The organism is Pseudoalteromonas aquimarina (assembly GCF_049257255.1).
GTDB lineage: Bacteria > Pseudomonadota > Gammaproteobacteria > Enterobacterales > Alteromonadaceae > Pseudoalteromonas.
On the sequence record NZ_JBMMUG010000002.1, the window covers coordinates 431,454 to 453,770 of the forward strand.

A 22,317-nucleotide genomic window follows, 5' to 3' on the forward strand; every position below is an offset into this window, starting at 1 on the left:
TGCAAATTTAATTTCCTAAAGAAATAATACAACCATTAATTTCGCTTTAAAGAGATATTAATGGTTACTTATAATTTGCTTATAAAAAATCATTAGCTCTTTTACAGGGTGTACATTAAGAAACTCTAAGTATTATTTCAGTATGTATTAAATAGGCACAAAAAAGCCAGCTTAGCAGCTGGCTTTTAGTCAAAGGGAAGATAACTTATTAAAGGCCTGCTCGTTCCTTTAATGCAGTAATAACAGCTGAACCTGAGTGACCATTAGCATCAGCCCACGCTACATCACCGCCAGCCTCTAAATCACTTTTTGGCAACTGCTTAACAATGTACTCACCTGTACCATCAGCACCGCTAACAATCGCGTGACGAATTAAGTTGTTACCACCACAACTAATGCCAGCATATATGTTACGAAGCTTTACGCGAGAATCCTTCAGCGTTTTACGAATACGACTTTTATCATCTGCAGCAACGTAGTCACACAAACTTGCAGCTAGCTGCTCGTTTGCATTTACTGTGTGAGAGCTCAGTAACGCAGCCGAAGATAAAGAAAGAGTGATTAAAAATGTTGATAATTTCATGGTACAGCAACCTTAGTAGCACTTTATACTTAACTTGTTGATGACAATTCTAACAACAAGTTAAATTCTCTTCAAGAAATTAACCCTAATTTATTATAAATAACAAATCGGTAATGATATTGATTGACTTCATCAGGTGAAAAACTAGTACTTTCTAATATTTCCCAATTCGCAACTGCTTCGTAGTCAGGAAACTGTGTATCACCTTCAACATCCAAATCGATATGAGTTAAGTATAGACGATCTGCTCGGGTTAAAAAGTCTAAGTAAATTTTTCCACCACCGATGATCATCACCTCTTCAACATCACCAGCTAGCGACAAGGCGTGCTCTGGGCTTTCAGCCATTATTGCACCATCAATAACATAGTCACTATTTCGCGTAATGATTATATTATCTCTTCCTGGGAGTAAGCGCCCGATAGACTCATATGTGCGGCGCCCCATTATCACGGGTTTGCCTAAGGTGACTGCTTTAAAGTGTTTTAAATCTGCTGGAAGGTGCCAAGGCATATCATTATCTTTACCAATAACACGATTATTAGCCATCGCAGCTATCATTGAAATCATCATAAGAAATTAATACTTTTAACCTAGTAATTTATTATTAGTACTTTTTTATTAAATATAAAAAAAGGTGCGCAAGCACCTTTAATTATCGTTGATACACGACTTCTACATCGTAGTCATCTTCATCCCAATCTTCATCATCGTCGTCATCATCAAAATCTGACAACTGATCTTCATGGTATGTATCCCACTTAAACTCAACTTCAGCCTGTTCATCTTCTACAACAAACTTTTCTTTTGGCATTGACTCTAGTAACTGCATAATGTCGAAACACAGTTGCTCTGTACCAATTTTATTAAATGCTGAAATTTTATATGTTTTCTCTGCTTCTAACTCTTCAGCTATTTCAGCACATAACTCATCAGCTTCATCATCTAATAAGAGGTCAATCTTATTAAATACTAACCAACGAGGTTTTGCAGCAAGCTCAGGGCTGTAGCGCTCAAGCTCACCTAAAATAGTGTAAGCATTTTCTACCGGATCAGAACCGTCAACCGGCATAATATCAATTATGTGCAGTAAAACACGGCAACGCTCTAAGTGCTTTAAGAAACGTATACCAAGACCTGCACCTTCGGCAGCACCTTCAATAAGCCCTGGAATATCAGCGATTACAAATGATTGATTTTGGCTTGGTCTTACAACGCCTAAGTTAGGCACTAGTGTAGTAAATGGATAATCAGCCACTTTTGGTTTTGCCGCAGACACACTACGGATAAATGTCGATTTACCAGCATTAGGCAGGCCTAACAAACCAACATCAGCAAGAAGTAATAACTCTAAACGAAGGTTTCTGATTTCACCTGGTGTTCCAAGCGTTTTTCTGCGCGGGGCACGGTTCGTACTTGATTTAAAACGGGTGTTACCAAGTCCATGAAAGCCACCTTTAGCAACAATAATTTTATGGCCATGTTGCGTTAAGTCACCTAGTACTTCGGCAGTGTCGACATCAACAATGCGAGTACCTACAGGTACTTTCAAAGTGAGATCTTCCCCTTTTTTCCCTGTCATATTGCGACCAGCACCATTAGTACCGCGCTCAGCTTTATGGAAACGCTCAAACTGGTAATCAATCAAGGTATTTAAGTTTTCATCGGCTTCAATAAAAACACTACCGCCATCACCACCGTCGCCACCGTCAGGGCCACCATCAGGAACAAACTTTTCTCGGCGAAATGAAACTACACCGCTACCGCCATCACCAGCTTCAACGCGAATTTCAACTTCATCTACAAATTTCATATATTTAGCCTTACACAGCCTAGAATGTTTTCATTATACAAGACAATCAGGGTGTGCGTAATCAAGAAACAAAAAAAGCCCCGCATTTGCGGGGCTTTTTAAAATTTTTTAGGGATTACTCAGCAATGATGCTTACGTATTTACGACCTAAAGGACCTTTTTGCTCAAACTGAACTTTACCGTTTGAAGTTGCAAATAAAGTGTGGTCTTTACCCATACCAACGTTAGTACCAGCGTGGAACTTAGTACCACGTTGACGAACGATGATGTTACCCGCTAAAACTGATTCACCACCGTAGCGCTTAACACCTAGGCGTTTGCTTTCTGAATCACGACCGTTACGAGTACTACCAGCTGCTTTCTTATGTGCCATCTTTCTGTACCTCTAAATTAAGCGTTAATGCCAGTGATTTTAACTTCAGTGAACCACTGACGGTGACCCATTTGCTTGCGAGAATGCTTACGACGTCTAAACTTAACGATCTTAACTTTCTCACCACGACCATGAGATACAACTTCAGCTGTAACCTTACCGCCATTTACGAAAGGTGCACCAATTTCGATTTTCTCACCGTTTGCAACAAGTAATACTTTGTCAAATTCTACTGCTGCACCAGTTTCAGCCTCTAATTTCTCAAGGCGAATCGTTTGACCTTCAGTCACACGGTGCTGTTTACCACCACTTTGGAAAACCGCGTACATAATTAACTCCGTTCTGCGCCCTCAAATCGACGCAACTTAATAATCTTCGATAGGGCGCGAAGTCTACGCGAAATTAGACCATTGCGCAAGCCTATTTTTATAAAAAAGACTAATAATGTTGCGTTTCGAAAGACGCACTTAAAAATTTGATATTATTGGCGCCAATTCTACCCAATTATGTCCACTTAGAAAACCATTATTTTACATAAAATATTGATTCTACTAAAAGCCAAAAATAGTGTACAATCCCCGGCAAATATGTGGCTCTTCCCCTTTAAACTTGGAGACTCATGGATATCAAAGCGATCCAAGCCTTAACAGAACAAGATATGTTAGCAGTTAATCAACTCATCGAGCAGCAGCTGCAATCGAATGTCGCACTTGTTAATCAGTTAGGTCTTTATATTGTCAACAGCGGTGGCAAGCGAATTCGTCCTATTTTATCAATTCTTGCTGCAAAAGCTCTTGGGCACCAAGGCCAAGAACATGTTCGTTTAGCTGCAATTGTTGAGTTTATCCATACAGCGACTCTTCTTCATGATGATGTTGTTGATGAGTCATTACTTCGTCGTGGAAATCCTACAGCAAATGCTGAATTTGGTAATGCAGCAAGCGTTTTAGTTGGTGATTTTATTTACACTCGTGCATTCCAGCTAATGGTTGGTTTTAATAAAATGCAAGTAATGGATATCTTTGCCCATGCGACTAATGTGATTGCAGAAGGTGAAGTATTACAGTTAATGAATTGTAATGATCCAGATACAACTGAAGATAGCTACATGCAAGTTATCTATAGTAAAACAGCTAAGTTATTTGAAGCTGCAACTGAATTAGCTGCAATTATTACCGAGCAAAGTGATGAGGTAATTAACGGACTAAAATTCTATGGAATGCATTTAGGAACAGCTTTTCAGCTTGTTGATGACGTACTTGATTATAGTGCTAATCAAGCTGAACTAGGGAAATCTATTGGTGATGATCTTGCCGAAGGAAAACCAACACTGCCTTTGATCTATGCAATGCAGAATGGATCTGAAGACCAAAGAAATTTGATCCGCGGTGCAATTGAAAAAGCGGATGGCAAAGACTACCTAGATAAAGTCTTAGCCGTTTTAGATGAAACTAATGCCTTGTCACTTACAATGCAAAAAGCACAAGAAGAAGCACAGAAAGCAATTAACTACCTATCTGTGATACCAGAATCAGACTACAAAGATGCATTGATAGCACTTGCCAAAATATCTGTTGATAGAAAGTATTAAATTTTATCTATAAAAAAACCGCTGAAATCAGCGGTTTTTTTATTTTACGCTCTAAACAGCGATTCAATATTTAATCCTTGGTGCGTTAACACCTCTTTTAAACGACGAAGCGCTTCAACTTGAATTTGTCTAACTCGCTCGCGTGTTAATCCAATTTCTTTACCCACATCTTCTAATGTAGAAGGTTCGTAACCGAGTAAACCAAATCGTCTTGCTAACACTTCACGCTGTTTTGCATTTAGCTCTTCAAGCCAGTGAACAATATTATTGTGAATGTCTTGGTCTTGAATTTCACCTTCAGGACCACGCCCTTTTTCATCAGCAATAATATCCAGCAGTGCCTTATCAGAATCCCCTCCAATTGGAGTGTCAACTGAGCTAATCTTTTCGTTTAAACGCAGCATCTTACTTACGTCTTCAACTGGACGATCTAACTTTTCTGCTATTTCTTCTGCTGTTGGTTCGTGATCTAATTTTTGCGTTAATTCACGAGCAGTACGAAGATAAACATTAAGCTCTTTAACAACATGGATGGGCAGTCGAATAGTGCGCGTTTGATTCATTATCGCGCGTTCAATCGTTTGACGGATCCACCAAGTTGCATATGTAGAGAATCTAAATCCACGTTCAGGATCAAATTTTTCTACCGCTCTGATCAAACCTAAGTTACCTTCTTCGATCAGATCTAATAATGCTAAACCTCTATTATTGTAGCGTCTCGCAATCTTCACTACTAAACGTAGATTACTTTCAATCATACGTTTTCGTGATGCTTCGCAACCACGTAAGGCCTTGCGTGCAAAAAATACTTCTTCTTCTGCACTAAGTAATGGTGAAAAGCCGATTTCGCCTAGGTATAGTTGTGTAGCATCTAAGTTTTTAACAACTTCTTCTTTAGCGAAGATTTCGTCTTCTGTATCTTCTATCTCTTCAAGATCCTCATCTTTTACATCCATATCGATGATTAGATCTTCAGTATTTTCTTTCTTTGTGCGTCCCATAAGCATCCTCCCGAGTCATTCAGTGACCTTTAAACACTAAAACACGTTCGCGCCCCAACTAACTTAGCGTGGCAAATACCTTAATGGGTCAACCGATTTTCCGCGGTATCTCACTTCAAATCTAAGCCCTACAGACTTGGCTTCGGAGTTACCCATCGTGGCAATTTTTTGCCTAGCTGTAACTTTTTGCTTTTCTTTAACCAAAATTCTTTGGTTGTGAGCGTAAGCAGTTAGATAATCATCGTTATGTTTCACAATGATTAAATTACCGTACCCTCTTAACGCACTTCCCGCATAAACAACAATACCATCTGCTGCTGCAAGAATATCAGTCCCTGATTTATTTTTTATTAGTATCCCTTTGTAGCCATTTTCTTTTCCTGAAAATTTCCTTGCTACACGGCCTTTAGCAGGCCAATACCATCGCAACTTGTCACTACTCTGAGCTACTTTTTGTTGCTTTTTTAAACTGGCTTGATTTTCAACATACTCTTGTTGTTTTTTGGGATCAAGCGGTTTTTTTAATGAATTGTTATTTTTTTGTATAGTTTTAGTAGACTTGCTGGTCTTATCAGTGTAATTTTTAGGCTTTTTTTGACTTTTGATAGGAGCATTTAACTGTAAGATTTGGCCTGGAAAGATCGTGTAAGGGGCTTTAATACCATTGATCTTAGCCAGATCTCGAAAGTCTTTGTTTGATCTAAAAGCAATTGAATATAAGGTTTCACCTTTTTTAACTTTATAGTTACTTCCTTTAATTTTAATTTTTTGTTGCGAACTAGTCTTACCAGATGTGAGATTTGCAACAGGGGCAGGCGTTGTTCTACTACTACATGCGATTAGCTGTAAACATATAATGCAAGTAAAAAGCTGTAGAAATAAACGCATATTTACTCCTAATCAATCGCACCAGCGACTAATGGAACAAATCTTACTTCTTCTAAGGTTTGTGTAATAAAACTTTTTCCTTGCCGTTTTACTGCGACTAAATGCTGCTGATGCTCACCTATTGGAGAAATTAGCACACCACCATCATTTAATTGTTCAACTAAAGCTTGTGGAATTTCACTTGCTGCGGCAGTCACAATAATACCATCATAAGGTGCATTGGCATGCCAACCCTGCCAACCATCACCATGCTTCATTACCACATTAAATAAATCTAACTGCTGTAACCTTCTTTTTGCTTGCCACTGTAATGCTTTAATTCGTTCAACTGAATAAATACGCTCAAAGCACTGCGCTAGAATAGCTGATTGATAGCCTGAGCCTGTGCCAATTTCTAATACAGTTGCCGAAGGACTTGTTAGCTGCAAAAGTAACTCAGTCATTCTTGCAACAATGAAAGGTTGTGAAATCGTTTGCCCAAGCCCAATAGGCAAAGCCGTATTTTGATACGACTTATGTTTTAAAACATCATCAACAAACATATGACGAGGTGTTGATGCAATAGCGTCTAACACTTTTTGCGATCGAATTCCTTGCTGATATAAAAGCTGCGCCAATTGATGTGCGCTACGACTATAATTATTTAACACCTGAAATATTCAATCCTTCAATCCAGGTTTCCATTTTTTTAAGGCTCGATTTTGCTGTCATATCAACAGTAAGCGGAGTAACAGAGGCAAATCCATTCGCTACCGCATGAAAATCAGTCCCTTCACCAGCATCTTGCGCTTCACCTAAATGGCCGTACCAATAAATTTTTCGTCCCCAAGGGTCACTTTGCTCTTGCATAGTTTCGGCTTTATGACGAGAGCCTAAACGAGTAACTTTAATGCCTTTAAGTTCTGAAAGTGGAATGTCTGGTACGTTTAAGTTGATTATTTGATCTGACTCTAGTGGATGCGCTTTAATTTCATTAATAATAGAGACGGCTACGGCAGCAGCTGTGTCATAGTTTTCTTCTTTTTTTGAGCACAAAGATACTGCAATTGCAGGCAAACCTAAAAATCGCCCTTCTGAAGCAGCTGCAACAGTACCCGAATACAGCGTATCATCACCTAAATTTGCCCCATTATTTATACCTGCCACAACAATATCTGGCGTAAAATCAACCAGTTTATTTATGGCTAATTGAACACAATCACTGGGTGTACCATTAACTGAGATAAAGCCATTTTCATGTGTATGGGTTCTTAAGGGGTTTAGTAAAGTAAGTGAATTACTTGCACCACTACAGTTACGATCAGGCGCCACAACGGTGACTTCTGCAATTTGAGACAGCGCTAAATATAAAGCTTCAATGCCCTTTGCATTTACACCGTCATCATTGCTCAGCAAGATTTTCATTATTTTCCTTATTCTTTACAGATACATCTTGGCACAGTGCAAGCTCACGTAATACTGCCGTTGCAAAGCACCCTTTGGGCAGTGCAAAACTAAACTCTATCACATCTTCATCTACATGATGTACTTCAAATTTTTCTGGATAAAGGCGCATATTTCTGCGCTCAGATTTAAGGCCTAGTTGAGCAAGGCTCTCACACCAAGAGGCAAAAGGCGCTAGCCAAGTTTGTTCTTGCTCTGTGACACCTTGTTCACCTTTGCCTGCTAAAGGCGCAGATAAATGTATATCACCACTAGCAAGGCGATTAACGGTTTCAAGGCTTATCTCTTCTTTAAAAAAGGCATTGCTACCGTTCAGTAAAAATACTTCTTCTGTCATTGTTTTTGCAATGCCATATTGCGCAATTCGTTGGCTAACAACCTGATTAAAAATATGCGAACGCGCAGCTGATATTATTATGCCGCGCAATTTTTTATCATAGATTTCTTTGCCTGCAAATAATTGCTCTGCCAATTCTAAATTATGCCCATTATGACCAAAGCGTTGAGCGCCAAAGTAATTTGGAACACCTTGTCTTACAGCATTGATACGCGTTAGCACTTCGCTTACCGAGCTACAATGACGTAACACAATCGTGAAGCGGTTTGCCTTATGGCATCCTGTTTTGAGCTTACGGTTATGCCTTACCTGCTGCAATATTTTTACGCTATCACTATTAAGAGAAGAGAAATCAGCTTCTTTCTTGATAGGGACAGGCACACTAAACCATTGCGAGGTTACTGCGTTGCGATCTTTTAATCCTGGATAACTAACATTACGCGCTTGTGTGCCAGCGATTTTGGCAATTTGTTTCGCTATAAATTGTGTATTCTCGCCTTTTTTAAGCACCTGCAAACACACATGCTCACCAGAACCTGTCAGCTCAAAACCAAGCTCTTCATCAACGCGAAAATCCTCAGCTGAACTTTTAAACTCAGCTGTCGCATTCGGTTTTCCGTAAAGATAAGTTAAATTATCCATTTGTAAGTAACACTACCGCGTGGCTCTCAATACCTTCTTTTCGACCAGCAAAGCCAAGTTTCTCTGTTGTTGTCGCCTTAACATTAACCTGATCAATATTTATCTTTAGATCATCAGCTATCACCGCACGCATCGCTTCAATATGAGGAGCCATTTTTGGTGCTTGCGCCACTATAGTTATATCTGTGTTGGCAACGGAATAGCCACGTTCTTCCATTAATGACACAACATGACGCAGTAAAATTCGGCTGTCTATATTTTCAAATTCAGAGGCCGTATCAGGAAAGTGTTTACCAATATCCCCTAGTGCAAGTGCACCCAAAATTGCATCACATAGTGCGTGAATTGCAACATCACCGTCAGAGTGTGCGATAAAGCCAAATTCATAATCGATTTTTACACCGGCAATTGTAAGAGGACCTGTACCACCAAACTTGTGCACGTCATAACCATGTCCTATTCGCATTTATCTATCTCCAAAAGTTGTTTCGCAATTAAAAATTCTGCAATTGCTACATCATCAGGGGTCGTTAATTTAATATTATCAGCTCGGCTTTCAACTAGTTGCACTTTGCCACCAGCCCACTCAATCGCTGAGGCTTCATCCGTTATTGAAACCTGTTGAGCTAATGCATTTGACACTGCATTAGTTAATTCATCCAATAAAAACATTTGTGGAGTTTGTGCCTGCCAAAGCGAGTCTCTTGGTACTGTATTTTCAACAAACGAGGTACCTTGCTTAATCGTATCTCGCACTTTACTGGCTAAAATACCGCCACATTGAGTCGTTTGACACTGAGATATCAATTTTAGTATGTCACTTGGTAAAACAAGTGGACGCGCAGCATCGTGCACTAGCACCCACTCAATTGAAAAATTATGTGATAAGTAATTTAATGCATTTAATACTGAGTCGGCACGCTCTTTTCCGCCCGTTACGGTAATTACATTTTCAGGTAATGTGAGATCTTTAAAATAAGCATCACTATCACTAATCGCAATAATAATCAGCGCATCAGGCAAGGTTGCTTTTAGCTTGCCAATTGTGTGTTCTAATACTGTTTTTTCACCAAGATGGATATATTGCTTAGGCTTATTAGCTTGCATTCGTGCACCCACACCAGCAGCAGGCACAACAAATGCGATAGAAGGATTAATATCTGTCATTTTTATGTGTTACGCGAAAAAATGTTTCGCCTTGTTTGATCATCCCTAACTCATTTCGAGCACGTTCTTCAATGCCCTCTAAACCAAGTTTTAGATCTTCCACATCCGCTTTTAAAAGCTTATTTCGTCGTTCTAATCGAGTATTCACTTCAGTGTGTTGTTCAACCGCTGACTGCAGCTTTCGATAGTCTTTAACACCATGATGGCCAAACCATAACTGGTATTGCAAACTTGCAAACAAACACAACAAAGCTAGTTGAAATAATCGCATGGTAAATTCTATTTTTGAGTTATAAATGGGCGTTTAAAATCTTGCCAGTTTATTCGTGCTGCGAGCAACATTTCGCGTAATGTTAATACACGCGGGGTTGTCGCTCGTGAAAGCAACCAAACATGCCCGCAGCAAGCAGCTGAAAATGCCGCTTTGCTCGGTTTTAATACTTGTATTCCCGTATTTTCTTGGGAGCTTCCAGACATTGCAACCCAACCAAATTGATTACAATGAAAACCCGAGCTTGTTACTTCATCAACACTATCGATTCTAACAGTTGAATACTCAGCGTCATATACTAAAACAGGAATAATTAAGCCGACAAATACATTTTGGCTAAAGAATTGATGGTTTTTCTCTTCATCAACTTTTGGTATTGCACGTGACTGTTTCGCGATCCAACTGCCGTTTTGTGTATCTAAGGTAAGCGGGCTGTTGCCTTCTAAAATATGATTCGCGGCTTTTTCAATGTAATAAGGCAAACTAGCAAAGCGTCGTTGCAATCGCTCAACTGAACCAAACTGCTCTTTGCTTAAGCGATGAATCTCCCGAACATAAAAAGTATTACATAACGCATTGTACGCATTACTGCGTGACGAACTGCGCCATAACTCTGTTTGCTCTTCACATCCTGATTGCACTGATAAAAAACCTAGCGAATACACTTAATTAACCATAGTACATCATAATAAAATTGGATGTAACATCGACAATAGCTTAAAAATGATACGCCAAGAAATAAGACGGTATTCAGCACTTAAAGGAAGAATAAGTATAGAGTTAATTTACCTTACTGAACGACAGTAAGATAAATGAAAAAATTGAAAAATGTGAGATATTTTCGCAATTGCTACCAGTAAACAATTACGATAGGTAATTTAATCTATGCGCTTGCCCAGCTTGGCATATCCAGTTTCTAAAAACTGCACCACCTGATGACGTTTTTTACCAATTAGCAAACTGCCATCACTCATAAATAAAAAGTTTAACCATGTTGCTTTAAAGGTTCGCCAATCAGTTTCAATAACGTGCTTGCGAGATAAACAAAAATACACAGTCGTATTTTCATCCCAATCGAGGTGATTAATGATTTCATCTGGCAATGCATCATCGTTATCCCAAGCTGACTCCCATTTAACCGAGTTCACCCAAGTTTTGCCATTTCCTGGCCAATCTTTGTTATCAAAAAAATCGGGGTGATCTTTTTCACAACTGACAAAAGTAGCCCATAAATTTGTCGCACGACTTTCAGACATTGGTTTTATTTTAGCGAGTAAAGAATCATCAATAGGTAACTGCTGATGACGAAATGCCCATGCATATTTAAAATCATCAAGGGATATATAATTCATGCTTTATCAAATCTGTAACAAGTCGCGAAACTATACCATAAATCCCTATTTAAGCAGAACCGTTGTGGAGCCAGCTTGCCTTATAATTTTTTAGGAACTACTTGTTGGTATTTTTGATAAATCTCACTAAGCCGACCTGACTTTTCTAATTCGGAAAAGCGCATATCAAACAGATTTGCAATGTATTGACCTCTTACTGAATTGGAAAAAGCCATATATAAATTAAGTGAGCTAATATCAATAAGTTGAAATTCAGCTTTATCAGACTGATTTGCTAAATGCGTTGCTAAGATTGTGCGTACATCAATAAGGTAATCTACACGCTTATACCTCACTAAGTTAAACCCACTCTCAGTGTTTTCCGTTTCTACGCCATTAACCAAAGGCTTTATCGTATCGTTTAATAGTTCATTTTTGTAGCCAGAACGCCATACACCAACCAATTTAGGTAAATCACTTTCAGACACTTTGGCATAACGGTCTTTTCGAACTAACAGCGAGATAGGCTGACTTAATACAATATGCTTTGACATTATAAAGGTTGGATTTAATGGCATCGCCCCTGTTAAATCTGCCCCACCTGATTTAACCAGCTCTAAAGAGCGCAGCCAAGGTGCATACTGCACATTAAATTCGTTAGCTTCATAAAATATAGAGCGCATCAGCTCATGGTATAAGCCTGTACCATCCTGACTTGTGTAATTTGGCCAGGAGTCCGTCACCCATCGAACTGGTTTGCTAATGTCATTAGTATTTGAAAAAGTAGCCGGAGAAAATAAAAAAACGCTTAATAAAAATAAACATCCTAATCTCATTTTGCGCTCCAAATTAATCCAATTTCACTTAAACTCAACCTTAAAGACCACATTTTGCAGCAACTTCATACTTTACTTAATCACTTAATATGACACACTTACACATCATACCAGTTTAGTCTAAAAGGTGCCCTGTGCAATTTAATGGTACACAAAACTATATCGCTTCTGAATCACTTAAGTTAGCTGTTAATGCAGCAATTACTTTAGAAAAGCCATTATTAATAAAAGGTGAGCCTGGAACAGGTAAAACCATGCTTGCTGAAGAGCTAGCCCAAGTGCTCGATACTGAATTAATTCAATGGCATATCAAGTCAACGACTAAAGCACAACAAGGTCTTTATGAATATGACGCAGTATCACGATTACGTGATAGCCAATTAGGTGATGAAAAAGTTCATGACATCAGTAATTACATTGTAAAAGGTAAGCTGTGGCAAGCATTTGAAGCGCAAAAACGCCCTATTTTACTCATTGATGAAATTGATAAAGCTGATATTGAGTTTCCAAACGACTTACTGCTCGAACTCGATAAAATGGAGTTTTATGTATACGAAACCCAGCAGCAAATAAAAGCGGTTGAACGCCCCATTGTAATTATCACCTCAAATAACGAAAAAGAGCTACCGGATGCTTTTTTACGACGCTGCTTCTTTCATTACATTAATTTTCCTACACCAGAAGAAATGGCACAAATAATTGAAGTACACCACCCTAATGTGAAGCAAGATTTACTAGCACAAGCGCTACAAGTATTTTTTAATTTACGCGATGTAAATGGGCTTAAAAAGAAACCATCCACCAGCGAGTTAATTGATTGGTTAAAGTTGCTATTAGCTGAAGATATTGACGCCAAAACACTGCATGACAAAACTCAAAGTGGTGGCTTAATGCCATTATTTGGTGCACTTTTGAAAAATGAACAAGATGTTAGCCTAATTGAAAAACTAGCATTTTTAGCAAAGCGTTAGACCTTTTATGCTAATAGATTTTTTCTTTACCTTAAAAAAACATCGCGTAAATGTGAGTGTGCGTGAATTACTTGATTTAATTAACGCTCTAAAACAACACGTTGTTTTTGCAAATATTGATGATTTTTATCATTTAGCCAAATTGTGCTTAGTTAAAGATGAAACCCAATTTGATAAATTTGACCGAGCCTTTGCTGAATATTTCGAAGGTGTTGAATCAGTTGATATATTTTCAAAGCTACAAGCGCAACACCAATTACCTAAAGATTGGTTAAAGAAAGAATTTGAAAAGCATCTTAGCCAAGAAGAAAAAGATAAAATAGAAGCCATAGGCGGCCTCGACCAACTTATGAAAACATTGGCTGAACGTTTAAAAGAACAACAAAAAAAACACGCGGGCGGAAATAAATGGGTAGGTACTGGCGGTACATCACCTTTTGGCGCGTATGGTTATAACCCTGAGGGGGTTCGTATTGGTCAAGATGGCAACCGTCAGCGCCGCGCGGTCAAAGTGTGGGATAAACGCCAATTCAAAAATCTCGACCAAGATGCTGATATTAGCTCTCGAACAATGAAACTGGCTCTCAAAAAATTAAGAAAATTCGCTAGAAGCGGCGAAAGTGATGAGCTTGATCTCAACAGCACAATAAGCGCAACCGCAAAACAAGGTGGTATGCTTGATGTCAAAATGAAACCTGAACGTCACAATGCGATAAAAGTGCTTATGTTCTTTGATATCGGTGGTTCAATGGATGATTATATTCATACCTGTGAAGAGCTTTTTAGCGCGGCACATTCTGAGTTCAAGCATCTTGAGTTTTTTTACTTCCATAATTGTCTGTATGAACATGTTTGGCAGGATAATCAAAGACGATACACAAATGTGCTTGATACCTACAGTATCATCAATCGCTTCTCCAGTGATTACAAAGTGATATTTGTTGGCGATGCCACAATGGGTCCTTATGAAATAAGTTACCCTGGCGGCAGTGTAGAACATTGGAATGAAGAACCTGGCCAAGTATGGTTAGCGCGTATCACACAACATTTTAATAATGTTGTTTGGCTAAACCCTCAACCACAACAACATTGGCACTATTATCAATCAATAGGCCTAATTGAACACTTGATGGAAAAAAGAATGTTCCCATTAACTTTAGACGGGATTGGCCAAGCGATTAAGTGCTTAAATTAATTCTTAAACACATGTTTATGCTATTGAGCAGTTTAATGTAAAAGTTCGCGCCAATATCGTGTTTTGCAAAAACCAGCAGACTATTCGCTCAAGTATAAAGTATATAACCCATAAAAAAATAAGGATATTAGCTGAAATGGATAAACAAACCGTTACCGATTATTTACTGAAGAAACCTTTCACGAGTGTCACTCAACCTTTTGGTGATAACGTTGATGTATTCAAAGTAAAAGATAAAATGTTTGCAACTCTCTCTTTAGGTAACGGGAATGAAAAAGGCACAAATGGAAAAATGGCGGGTTATTATTGTATTAACTTAAAATGCGATCCAAATGAAGCACTTGCATTGCGTGATATTTTTGACGCTGTAATCCCTACTTACCATATGAATAAAAAGCTCTGGAATACGGTTATTCTAAACGATTCAATTCCAAAAGGTGAGATTGAGCGAATGATAGATAACTCATTCTTACTTGTAGTTAATAAAATGACCAAGAAAGAGCAAAAACTCATCTCGATGCACTTGTAAGCTATATAAATTAACTATTTAAAGATAGAAGATAGAAGATAGAAGATAGAAGATAGAAGATAGAAGATAGAAGATAGAAGATAGAAGATAGAAGATAGAAGATAGAAGATAGAAGATAGAGTAAATTGAACATAAAAATATTAACAATAAAATCTTTTAACACTTCACAATAGAACTTTAACAATCACTGAGTATTCAACATAAAAAAAAGCAGACTAGAAGTCTGCTTTTTTATTTGAAAGTATTTTATAGATACTGGAATCCCAAGAACTGGAACTTCCCAGTTGAAGATTCATTTGGATCAGGCCCAACCACAGATTCACCTAGATAAGCATCATAGTGAAAAGCGCCACTGCCAGTTACAGATACCGTTTTTCCTAAAATTGCGCCCATAAAATCAGCGGATGATGTTACTGTCACATCTGTTTTTGGTGCATAAACAGCTGCGTAAATATCTTCAGTTCCACCTTGAATAGCAATGCCATCGCCAACATAATCACTAAAAATACTTAATACAGGTAACTTATCAGGATTAGTCAAACCAACATCAGGGGTGTATATTTCTCCACCGCCACCAACCTCAAAGGTCCCTTGAATAATAATCATCAAACTACTGCCATCGGGAATGGTTAAGCTAGATTGGCCGCCCATTTCAAAATTGCCTTTAATAAACCACACTACATGGGAATTCTCAGCAATTTTAATATGCCCTTTAACAGAAACGTTATCGACCATAATCACATCGCGTTCTAAGCTTAAAAAAGTAGCTCTTACACTTTCTAAAGAAGCTACACTACCTTGATTTGTAGAATTTCTGTCAACTGAAAACTCCGCACTTGTTTCTCCAATGACAAAAACATCGCCACTACCAGAACCACTTACAAATAAATCACCATTAGAAACGTAACCTTCATTAATATCTGACATCTGACTATCAATATTCAGTGGATCGCATTGTACATCACCTACACCGCTGCCATCATCAAACGGAATTTCTTCAAGTGGCTCAATCTCATCGAATAATGCTAAGATATTTTCTTCGGTATCGTGGAAATCTCCTAAACCAAAATCGGTGTGTTCAATAAAACTACCGGTACCGGCATACAATAAATCTTTATCGGTAATAGTAGTGCCCCATTTGGGTAAACTAACATCACCAATAACACGAATACCCCCATCTACCCGACCATAAGTTTGCACAAAATTACCATATGTTTGAACACCATAAGATAAGGTCGAGGTGTCATAATCGATAATGGTGTTATTAAGAAAAACATCCCCTTTGCTATAAACACCACCATAAACAGTTTCACCTGTAATACTGACATTTGAGGGATCATTCAAAGAGCCTGAAACAGGGGAAGAAATTACGTCCCCGCCAACCACAACTTGAGATAACGTAATGTAACTATTACTTTGGATTGTGCCACCGATAATAGTATTTTTTACATCAACATAATCTAATGCTGTTACATCTCCACCGATAAAGCTTGATGCACTTGTGATATCAACAAATCCATTGGTGCTTAAATTCCCCGATATAGATGCCGAACCACCAAAAATAACATTACTTGTTGCTTTAACATCCCCTTGTATATCTGCGCCACCTTTAATGGTAATTACGCCAATATCGGATACCGTACTCACTGTCACTGCATCACCAACATTATCACCTCCATATGCACCATCCTTAGAGTTATAACTATCAGCTTCGCCACTACCTCCTAAAACGACGCCATCGCAACCAGTAAGCCCTGTTGCAAATGGTGAGGGGTAGTTAACGACATTGCCTGGTACAAATTTGAAAACGGCACTTAAAGTATCTCGCCCTTCAAATTGACTACCTTGCGTTTTAAAAGTGAATAAATCTCCCGAAACGGATGTCATTTCACTGCGATATTTGCTTGAATCTGATAGCCCTTCACTTACGAGCATATCTGTATTATTTGTCACTGCCTCAATAAAATCATCCAATTCCATATATGGATTGGCTTTGATCATATTTTCAACTTCTTCGCGAATATTTATCACACCTAATTCTGCGGTATGGCGTGAATTAATTTTCTTGTGAAAATTACCTGTTAGCCTTTCTTGGATAAAATTATCTTTCAGAGAACCCGCTACAAGTACACTTGCCATCATTACTAACAGCATAATACTTAAAAGCGCGAAACCTTTTGATGGATAAGAACTACGCATCAGTTAGTCTCCTCCAATAAAATCTTACTACTCAAGGAAATATCTATTCTTACCCCATTAGGTAAATCTGCAATAGGAAAGTCACCAGGTAAAACAGTGATTTCGACAAGATCCCCATTTATAACAATCGACATATTTTCAATGCCTTGTAAAATAACAATTTCCCCATTTCCTGCATTACACAACAAATTTGGCGCTTCAAAACGAAAAGATTCGGTGTAAGGTGCAACAATTGGTACTGTGCCATCACATGCCACAGAGCCCACTTTATCTTGAACAATGCGAATATTATCTGTACCAGTAGAAACTGGTGTAACAAGTGTTTGTTTCAAGCTTCGACCAAACACATCTGACGTGTATCGTAAAACCTCTTGGGTATTTTCGATGTTCTTAGATAGATTTATTGAATCTGAGATACCAATATAAGCAAAGCCTGTTCCGGCAACCAAAAACATCGAAACAGCCATAGCAACCATCAATTCGACTAAAGAAAATCCTTTATGCATTTTCATGAGCACACCCTTGGTAACTTCACATTTAAACCAGCTGTATTAGCGAGGTTATCTGTCATGCGTTCGTCACTCCAACTTACCCTGATTTCAAAATCATCAACGTCAAAACCGTTTGGAAACTCAATAACATATTTATCTGTTTGGGTTGCTACATTAAGATCATTTAATGTCAGAGTGCCATTTTGTAGTTCACACAAATTAGCCCATGATTGCTCAACTGCATTATTCGCCTGTATTAATGAAAGGGTATAATCTAAGCTGCTCGATGCATATTGAAGGGATTTAACTTGCCCAACACCCAAGCTTAAAAGCGCTATGGCTGAAACTACCGTTGCAACCATTGCTTCAATTAAAGAGAAGCCTCGTTGTTTATTGGGTGCTTTCATTTACACACCCTCCTTTAGTTAACTGACTTTGCCCACTCACTAAAACAGAAAAACAACGGTCAACCGTATCCGCATCGCCATCTTCAATAGTTAAATTTATGCTTGTGGTTTCACCAGAAGCACGTACAGTCATATTTGCTAAACCATTAACACTGACACTTGAATAATTACTGCTAAACGTCATGATTGTTTCGCCATCCAGTTGAACTAACCAATCACCTCCTGAGGCAACTAATTGCACGTCGGTTTCTCTTTTTACCGCTTCGCTTCGAGCAAATTTAAATGTACTGGTTAATTGATTAGCTGTAGCAACCAGCCTGTCAGATTTAATAGAAGTGATCATAGAAGGGATAGCAACGGTGCTTAAAACCCCTACAATACTTGAAACAACCGCTAGCTCTATTAAGGTATATCCGTTTTTCATAAATCACCTCAACGCCAACAGGTATCGAGTGATGCAGTCGTTGCACCTTGTTGATTAACCGATAAATCACCACATTTATCGTCTGACTGAGCTCCTTTAGGACTAGCACTTAGAGTAAATGAAGTGTCGCTATCGCGAGAATATTTGTAAGCATAGTAATCTGAGGTTTCAGGGGTAATTGAGTCTTCTGTTGGGTACTCACCAAGGCGAGTATAATTTCGTTCAAGCGTACCAGAGAGTTGCAGCAGATATTGCTGAGCATCTACTCTCCGACTTTCTTTAACATATTCAGTGTAAGCTGGTAGAGCTAATGCTGTAAGGATCCCTATGATTGCGACAACAATCATAATTTCAACAAGCGTGAAACCCATTTGTCTTTGCATTTCTATCCCCTTCTATACAAATACCAGAAATGCAAATCCATTTGTAACTGGTATAGAATAAGTATAGAAAAGTCTAAAAAATAGACAAAATGAAAAAACTAATTTTTATTTGGATACGCAGGGGTTGTTCAGTTTTAAGAAATGATTCAATCAAATAGAACTTTAATATTTTGAAAGTAATTTAGCTTCATACTTATCCGTATCAAGGATTACATTCACTTCTCGTGCTTTTGCATCTAATTCAGCTTGCCAGATGCTAAGTTCTTCCATAGTGATAGTGTTATCATCCAGCTGCCAAAGTTGACGCGATCCAGCATATGAATAGTTAATAATCTGCATTGCAACAACATCGCCCTCTTCAACTGCGGCTTTTAACTTACGCATTTTTCTGGTGATGTAATTCAGTTGCTTTTTTAATTCCCACACATACGTTACTTCAGTCATAAAGTCATGGTGCTTATATTTTTTTAATATACTACCAATGAATAAACACGTCACAACTACGCCTAAAAGATTCCAATGAAAATGGCTGCCCTGCTCACTAGGGAAAATAGCAATAAGGGCTTGTGCAATGCCCAAACTACCAATCACTAACGCCCCAATACAACCTACAATCACTTTATTTAAATGATTGCGATAACGAGCTTTATTGATCTCTTGAATTTTCATTAACGTAATTACCTATTAATTAATAGAACATTGAATTTTGAAAAATCATTTTACCATTAATCAAATGAAACAAAACCTTGCATGCATGCTCACAAAATATAAAATAGAAATAATTCTCAATAACATTTGAGTTGTAAAATATATGAAATGTTTAATCAAGCTAGGTCTACTCTCTCTTGCTGCATCATTTTTTTCTGTCAATGCTTCAGCGTCATGTTCAGCTACGCTCGAAGCAAACGACATGATGCAATTTAACCAAAAAACGTTAAGTTTTTCTAAAGACTGTAAAGAAATCAGCATAGAACTGAAACATACAGGCAAACTGCCAGCAAAAACGATGGGCCATAATATTGTCGTGGTTGATAGCGCAAATGTTCAGGCTGTAGCTACAGACGGAATGTCAGCAGGTATTGCAAATCAATATGTAAAACCGGGAGATGAGCGCGTTTATGGCTTTTCAAAAATAATCGGTGGTGGTGAAACAACTACATTAACCTTTAAAACAGATAAGCTCAAAGTGGGCGGTGACTATGCCTTTTTCTGTTCGTTCCCTGGTCACTGGGCAATAATGAAAGGTAAATTAGAGTTTAAGTAATTAAACCATCTCTTCTGGGCGTTTTTTAAACGCCCTTAAGGACATTTGTCCTTATAACTATAATCAACAAAGCACTATAGTGGTAAATCACTTTGAAAATACAGTAACGTTAAAATGAACTTTAACGTCATTAAAACGTCATAACTCTGTATTAAGTTAATGGAAATCGCAATCACCCTGATCCAGTGATTGCACATGTTAAACCTGTGTTTACTCTAAACACATAGAATAGAGAGTCGAAAATGGACTATTTATATCAAGGATCCAAAATCCATGTGGCGCTGCCTGTGGACTTTGCATCCATCAACAAAAGCAAGGTGACTTTCGAAGATAAGTCAGGCAATCAACGCGTTGATTTCGAGAACAAAAGCGACGCACGCCAATTCCTAAGCTGGCTAACTAGCCAAAAATAAAAAAACCGCGAACATCGCGGTTTTTTTATATCTAAATTCCCTATTCTGCTCGCTTTCTAGTAACGATAAACCAAACTTATTTTTAATTTTTCGACAAACGTCCAATCCTAATTAAAACTTTATAAAAAAACTGATTACGTTTGCCCATGAAAATTCGCACTAAAATACTTGCTCCAATTATATGCGCAACATTCATAATGATGTTGAGTTCCTTTTTTAGCATATACAAACTAGAAGCGTTACTTGCCGAATATGATGGCTTACTGAATAATGAAGTATCGCAGGCGCACAGCATCACACACGTTCAGATACTTTTTAAAGATCAAGTTCAAGCATGGAAAAACACGCTAATACGTAGTGCTGAGCAAGAAAAATACTGGGCGCAATTCTCAAGCCTTCAAAATGAAATTCAAACTCAATTAAATACTTCCTCAAAGTATCAAGCGTTACGGTCTCAGCATCAAAAATTGTTCGAACGCTATAATGAAGCAAAAAATCAGCTTAGCTCAGGTACAATCATGGAAGATGTTGACTCAAAAATAAGAGGCATTGATAAACAATTTAGCCAACAGTTAACATCGACAGTAGAAAGCAAAAACGAACAGGTTGTAAACGTACAAAAAACAATTAATAAGCAAAAAAATACTATTACTGTTATCTACCCAATCATTGTAATCGTGTTATCAATCTCTTCTGTTTTACTGGTTTTACTTTTATTAAACTCTTTAATCATCAATCCGCTCAGGCAGTTAATTAGCGAAATTACCGAAATTTCCGATGGCAAATATGATATTGCACTCAACTATGACAAAGACGATGAGTTAGGTGAACTCAGAAACGCTGCAACTGAGATTAAATCCCATATTGTCGATACAGTGTCCAGCATATCTTTAGTAAAAATGGATGTTGAAACTGCCTTTTCGTTATTAACTGAAGTAAGTAAACAAATCTCGAATGGCTCTACTGAACAACTCCACTGCACACAACAAATGGAAGAAATTATTGAAGAGCTCGTACATATTGCTACAGAGCTAGCGCAACAGAGTGATAATGCTCATCTTTCAACAAATACCGTACTTGAAAAATCAAATCTGTGTAATCAACAAATGATTGACTCCTCTAAAGACATGTTTGCATTAGCCAAACAAGTTGAATCAACATCACAAATAATAAAACAGCTCGATCAAGAAGCAGGCTCAGTAAGCTCTGTACTTGATGTCATTACAAGTATTGCGGAACAAACTAATTTACTTGCGCTTAATGCGGCAATTGAAGCTGCAAGAGCAGGTGAAGCAGGCCGAGGCTTTGCTGTTGTTGCTGACGAAGTTAGAATGCTCGCTACAAAAACACAGCAATCAACATTAGATATTGGCGAAATAATAAAATCTTTACAAGTTGCTGCCAAACAAGCTGTTGAGGCTATGCATGAATCTGAATCTATTACCGCAAAAAACCACGAGCAATCAAACTTGGTTCGCGAATCATTAAACGAAATTAGTGAAGAAATGGGTAATATGACCTCGCAAAGTCAGCTTGTGTCAGACATCTCCTCTCGCCAAGTAAATATAAATAATCAACTTAATGAGAATTTAAAGCATCTCAAATCAGTAACTGATAACTATCAAGAAATTGCAAATAGCAATACCGTGAGTGCAAGTGTCAATAAAGCCACTGATGATCTAAATAAAATGGTTGAAAAGCTTACTGGGAACCTCGCCCATAACGAAGTAGAACTCTTTTAATTGACGTGTTTACTAATTAATACG

28 protein-coding genes are annotated in these 22,317 nt (G+C 38.0%); 6 read left to right on the top strand and 22 right to left on the bottom strand.

Translation table 11 applies throughout. The annotated features are described in order from the left end of the window. Positions 1-208 precede the first annotated feature (208 nt). The 5 genes from AAEU29_RS06900 to rplU all read right to left on the bottom strand — a co-directional run bounded on the left by AAEU29_RS06900 (position 209) and on the right by rplU (position 3,097). Positions 209-583, bottom strand: a complete 375-nt coding sequence (locus tag AAEU29_RS06900; RefSeq protein WP_421972631.1) for a DUF3718 domain-containing protein — start codon at positions 581-583, stop codon at positions 209-211. 71 nt (positions 584-654) lie between these two features. After that, on the bottom strand, positions 655-1,155 hold the full coding sequence (gene folA, locus AAEU29_RS06905; RefSeq protein ID WP_421972632.1) for a type 3 dihydrofolate reductase: 501 nt from the start codon (positions 1,153-1,155) through the stop codon (positions 655-657). A gap of 82 nt (positions 1,156-1,237) precedes the next feature. Beyond that, the gene (gene cgtA / locus AAEU29_RS06910) at positions 1,238-2,395 is read right to left on the bottom strand and encodes an Obg family GTPase CgtA (RefSeq protein ID WP_421972633.1); all 1,158 of its coding nucleotides are present in this window, start codon (positions 2,393-2,395) and stop codon (positions 1,238-1,240) included. Between the two features lie 115 nt (positions 2,396-2,510). Then, a complete protein-coding gene (gene rpmA / locus AAEU29_RS06915) occupies positions 2,511-2,768 on the bottom strand; it encodes a 50S ribosomal protein L27 (RefSeq protein WP_010560931.1) in 258 nt (85 codons plus the stop codon). Positions 2,769-2,785: 17 nt separating this feature from the next. Then, positions 2,786-3,097: a 50S ribosomal protein L21 gene (gene rplU / locus AAEU29_RS06920; RefSeq protein WP_010560932.1), complete on the bottom strand. Its 312-nt coding sequence runs from the start codon at positions 3,095-3,097 to the stop codon at positions 2,786-2,788. Between the two features lie 290 nt (positions 3,098-3,387). Between rplU and ispB the strand changes: the two genes are divergently transcribed. Further along, positions 3,388-4,359: an octaprenyl diphosphate synthase gene (ispB, locus tag AAEU29_RS06925; RefSeq protein WP_421972634.1), complete on the top strand. Its 972-nt coding sequence runs from the start codon at positions 3,388-3,390 to the stop codon at positions 4,357-4,359. A gap of 44 nt (positions 4,360-4,403) precedes the next feature. Here the strand turns inward: ispB and rpoS are convergent, their stop codons facing one another. The 11 genes from rpoS to AAEU29_RS06980 all read right to left on the bottom strand — a co-directional run bounded on the left by rpoS (position 4,404) and on the right by AAEU29_RS06980 (position 12,275). Next, positions 4,404-5,360, bottom strand: coding sequence for an RNA polymerase sigma factor RpoS (gene rpoS / locus AAEU29_RS06930; RefSeq protein ID WP_421972635.1), 957 nt, complete (start codon positions 5,358-5,360; stop codon positions 4,404-4,406). 63 nt (positions 5,361-5,423) lie between these two features. Next, positions 5,424-6,248: a peptidoglycan DD-metalloendopeptidase family protein gene (locus tag AAEU29_RS06935; RefSeq protein ID WP_421972636.1), complete on the bottom strand. Its 825-nt coding sequence runs from the start codon at positions 6,246-6,248 to the stop codon at positions 5,424-5,426. An 8-nt stretch (positions 6,249-6,256) separates the two neighbouring features. Then, positions 6,257-6,898: a protein-L-isoaspartate(D-aspartate) O-methyltransferase gene (locus AAEU29_RS06940; RefSeq protein WP_421972637.1), complete on the bottom strand. Its 642-nt coding sequence runs from the start codon at positions 6,896-6,898 to the stop codon at positions 6,257-6,259. Then, positions 6,888-7,652, bottom strand: a complete 765-nt coding sequence (surE, locus tag AAEU29_RS06945; protein ID WP_421972638.1) for a 5'/3'-nucleotidase SurE — start codon at positions 7,650-7,652, stop codon at positions 6,888-6,890. Before surE ends, AAEU29_RS06940 begins: the two co-directional genes overlap by 11 nt. Then, the gene (gene truD / locus AAEU29_RS06950; RefSeq protein ID WP_421972639.1) at positions 7,630-8,670 is read right to left on the bottom strand and encodes a tRNA pseudouridine(13) synthase TruD; all 1,041 of its coding nucleotides are present in this window, start codon (positions 8,668-8,670) and stop codon (positions 7,630-7,632) included. Before truD ends, surE begins: the two co-directional genes overlap by 23 nt. After that, on the bottom strand, positions 8,663-9,136 hold the full coding sequence (gene ispF / locus AAEU29_RS06955; protein ID WP_421972640.1) for a 2-C-methyl-D-erythritol 2,4-cyclodiphosphate synthase: 474 nt from the start codon (positions 9,134-9,136) through the stop codon (positions 8,663-8,665). Before ispF ends, truD begins: the two co-directional genes overlap by 8 nt. Beyond that, positions 9,127-9,837: a 2-C-methyl-D-erythritol 4-phosphate cytidylyltransferase gene (gene ispD / locus AAEU29_RS06960; protein ID WP_421972641.1), complete on the bottom strand. Its 711-nt coding sequence runs from the start codon at positions 9,835-9,837 to the stop codon at positions 9,127-9,129. Before ispD ends, ispF begins: the two co-directional genes overlap by 10 nt. After that, complete coding sequence (ftsB, locus tag AAEU29_RS06965; RefSeq protein ID WP_274762161.1) at positions 9,824-10,108, bottom strand: cell division protein FtsB; 285 nt, start codon at positions 10,106-10,108, stop codon at positions 9,824-9,826. The genes ispD and ftsB overlap by 14 nt, the downstream gene beginning before the upstream one ends. 8 nt (positions 10,109-10,116) lie before the next feature. Beyond that, a complete protein-coding gene (locus tag AAEU29_RS06970; protein ID WP_421972642.1) occupies positions 10,117-10,749 on the bottom strand; it encodes a hypothetical protein in 633 nt (210 codons plus the stop codon). A 237-nt stretch (positions 10,750-10,986) separates the two neighbouring features. Next, complete coding sequence (locus AAEU29_RS06975) at positions 10,987-11,460, bottom strand: DUF2947 family protein (protein ID WP_421972643.1); 474 nt, start codon at positions 11,458-11,460, stop codon at positions 10,987-10,989. An 80-nt stretch (positions 11,461-11,540) separates the two neighbouring features. Then, positions 11,541-12,275 (bottom strand): substrate-binding periplasmic protein, encoded by a 735-nt coding sequence (locus AAEU29_RS06980; RefSeq protein ID WP_421972644.1) that lies wholly within the window; start codon positions 12,273-12,275, stop codon positions 11,541-11,543. Positions 12,276-12,409: 134 nt separating this feature from the next. On the opposite strand from AAEU29_RS06980, the gene AAEU29_RS06985 reads away from it, so the two are divergent. The 3 genes from AAEU29_RS06985 to AAEU29_RS06995 all read left to right on the top strand — a co-directional run bounded on the left by AAEU29_RS06985 (position 12,410) and on the right by AAEU29_RS06995 (position 14,970). After that, entirely contained in the window at positions 12,410-13,246 is an 837-nt protein-coding gene (locus AAEU29_RS06985) for an AAA family ATPase (protein WP_421972645.1), read from the top strand. A 7-nt stretch (positions 13,247-13,253) separates the two neighbouring features. Then, positions 13,254-14,441: a vWA domain-containing protein gene (locus AAEU29_RS06990; RefSeq protein ID WP_421972646.1), complete on the top strand. Its 1,188-nt coding sequence runs from the start codon at positions 13,254-13,256 to the stop codon at positions 14,439-14,441. Between the two features lie 136 nt (positions 14,442-14,577). Further along, positions 14,578-14,970 (top strand): MmcQ/YjbR family DNA-binding protein, encoded by a 393-nt coding sequence (locus AAEU29_RS06995; protein ID WP_421972647.1) that lies wholly within the window; start codon positions 14,578-14,580, stop codon positions 14,968-14,970. Positions 14,971-15,216: 246 nt separating this feature from the next. Here the strand turns inward: AAEU29_RS06995 and AAEU29_RS07000 are convergent, their stop codons facing one another. The 6 genes from AAEU29_RS07000 to AAEU29_RS07025 form a co-directional block, all read right to left on the bottom strand. After that, complete coding sequence (locus tag AAEU29_RS07000) at positions 15,217-17,169, bottom strand: DUF7305 domain-containing protein (RefSeq protein WP_421972648.1); 1,953 nt, start codon at positions 17,167-17,169, stop codon at positions 15,217-15,219. Next, positions 17,169-17,675, bottom strand: coding sequence for a PilW family protein (locus AAEU29_RS07005; protein ID WP_421972649.1), 507 nt, complete (start codon positions 17,673-17,675; stop codon positions 17,169-17,171). Before AAEU29_RS07005 ends, AAEU29_RS07000 begins: the two co-directional genes overlap by 1 nt. A 2-nt stretch (positions 17,676-17,677) precedes the next feature. Then, positions 17,678-18,067: a type IV pilus modification PilV family protein gene (locus AAEU29_RS07010; RefSeq protein ID WP_421972650.1), complete on the bottom strand. Its 390-nt coding sequence runs from the start codon at positions 18,065-18,067 to the stop codon at positions 17,678-17,680. Next, positions 18,051-18,491: a pilus assembly FimT family protein gene (locus tag AAEU29_RS07015; protein WP_421972651.1), complete on the bottom strand. Its 441-nt coding sequence runs from the start codon at positions 18,489-18,491 to the stop codon at positions 18,051-18,053. The genes AAEU29_RS07010 and AAEU29_RS07015 overlap by 17 nt, the downstream gene beginning before the upstream one ends. A gap of 8 nt (positions 18,492-18,499) precedes the next feature. Further along, on the bottom strand, positions 18,500-18,874 hold the full coding sequence (locus AAEU29_RS07020; RefSeq protein ID WP_421972652.1) for a type IV pilin protein: 375 nt from the start codon (positions 18,872-18,874) through the stop codon (positions 18,500-18,502). A gap of 162 nt (positions 18,875-19,036) precedes the next feature. Continuing rightward, complete coding sequence (locus tag AAEU29_RS07025) at positions 19,037-19,543, bottom strand: DUF3087 domain-containing protein (protein WP_421972653.1); 507 nt, start codon at positions 19,541-19,543, stop codon at positions 19,037-19,039. 142 nt (positions 19,544-19,685) lie between these two features. Here AAEU29_RS07025 and azu point away from each other — a divergent pair, with 142 nt between their 5' ends. Both azu and AAEU29_RS07035 read left to right on the top strand, forming a co-directional pair. Continuing rightward, complete coding sequence (azu, locus tag AAEU29_RS07030; RefSeq protein ID WP_421972654.1) at positions 19,686-20,138, top strand: azurin; 453 nt, start codon at positions 19,686-19,688, stop codon at positions 20,136-20,138. A 610-nt stretch (positions 20,139-20,748) separates the two neighbouring features. Next, positions 20,749-22,293, top strand: coding sequence for a methyl-accepting chemotaxis protein (locus AAEU29_RS07035; RefSeq protein WP_421972655.1), 1,545 nt, complete (start codon positions 20,749-20,751; stop codon positions 22,291-22,293). The last annotated feature ends 24 nt before the right edge of the window (positions 22,294-22,317 follow it).

Coding starts and splice junctions, on each gene's coding strand:
- rpoS (WP_421972635.1), bottom strand. CDS start 5,360: ATGGGACGCACAAAGAAAGAAAATACTGAAGATCTAATCATCGATATG.
- ftsB (WP_274762161.1), bottom strand. CDS start 10,108: ATGCGATTATTTCAACTAGCTTTGTTGTGTTTGTTTGCAAGTTTGCAA.
- rpmA (WP_010560931.1), bottom strand. CDS start 2,768: ATGGCACATAAGAAAGCAGCTGGTAGTACTCGTAACGGTCGTGATTCA.
- AAEU29_RS07025 (WP_421972653.1), bottom strand. CDS start 19,543: ATGAAAATTCAAGAGATCAATAAAGCTCGTTATCGCAATCATTTAAAT.
- azu (WP_421972654.1), top strand. CDS start 19,686: ATGAAATGTTTAATCAAGCTAGGTCTACTCTCTCTTGCTGCATCATTT.
- AAEU29_RS06935 (WP_421972636.1), bottom strand. CDS start 6,248: ATGCGTTTATTTCTACAGCTTTTTACTTGCATTATATGTTTACAGCTA.
- truD (WP_421972639.1), bottom strand. CDS start 8,670: ATGGATAATTTAACTTATCTTTACGGAAAACCGAATGCGACAGCTGAG.
- AAEU29_RS06980 (WP_421972644.1), bottom strand. CDS start 12,275: ATGAGATTAGGATGTTTATTTTTATTAAGCGTTTTTTTATTTTCTCCG.
- AAEU29_RS06900 (WP_421972631.1), bottom strand. CDS start 583: ATGAAATTATCAACATTTTTAATCACTCTTTCTTTATCTTCGGCTGCG.
- rplU (WP_010560932.1), bottom strand. CDS start 3,097: ATGTACGCGGTTTTCCAAAGTGGTGGTAAACAGCACCGTGTGACTGAA.
- AAEU29_RS07010 (WP_421972650.1), bottom strand. CDS start 18,067: ATGAAAGCACCCAATAAACAACGAGGCTTCTCTTTAATTGAAGCAATG.
- ispF (WP_421972640.1), bottom strand. CDS start 9,136: ATGCGAATAGGACATGGTTATGACGTGCACAAGTTTGGTGGTACAGGT.
- surE (WP_421972638.1), bottom strand. CDS start 7,652: ATGAAAATCTTGCTGAGCAATGATGACGGTGTAAATGCAAAGGGCATT.
- AAEU29_RS06995 (WP_421972647.1), top strand. CDS start 14,578: ATGGATAAACAAACCGTTACCGATTATTTACTGAAGAAACCTTTCACG.
- AAEU29_RS07015 (WP_421972651.1), bottom strand. CDS start 18,491: ATGAAAAACGGATATACCTTAATAGAGCTAGCGGTTGTTTCAAGTATT.
- AAEU29_RS07005 (WP_421972649.1), bottom strand. CDS start 17,675: ATGCATAAAGGATTTTCTTTAGTCGAATTGATGGTTGCTATGGCTGTT.
- AAEU29_RS07035 (WP_421972655.1), top strand. CDS start 20,749: ATGATGTTGAGTTCCTTTTTTAGCATATACAAACTAGAAGCGTTACTT.
- AAEU29_RS07000 (WP_421972648.1), bottom strand. CDS start 17,169: ATGCGTAGTTCTTATCCATCAAAAGGTTTCGCGCTTTTAAGTATTATG.
- ispD (WP_421972641.1), bottom strand. CDS start 9,837: ATGACAGATATTAATCCTTCTATCGCATTTGTTGTGCCTGCTGCTGGT.
- cgtA (WP_421972633.1), bottom strand. CDS start 2,395: ATGAAATTTGTAGATGAAGTTGAAATTCGCGTTGAAGCTGGTGATGGC.
- ispB (WP_421972634.1), top strand. CDS start 3,388: ATGGATATCAAAGCGATCCAAGCCTTAACAGAACAAGATATGTTAGCA.
- AAEU29_RS06990 (WP_421972646.1), top strand. CDS start 13,254: ATGCTAATAGATTTTTTCTTTACCTTAAAAAAACATCGCGTAAATGTG.
- AAEU29_RS07020 (WP_421972652.1), bottom strand. CDS start 18,874: ATGCAAAGACAAATGGGTTTCACGCTTGTTGAAATTATGATTGTTGTC.
- AAEU29_RS06975 (WP_421972643.1), bottom strand. CDS start 11,460: ATGAATTATATATCCCTTGATGATTTTAAATATGCATGGGCATTTCGT.
- folA (WP_421972632.1), bottom strand. CDS start 1,155: ATGATGATTTCAATGATAGCTGCGATGGCTAATAATCGTGTTATTGGT.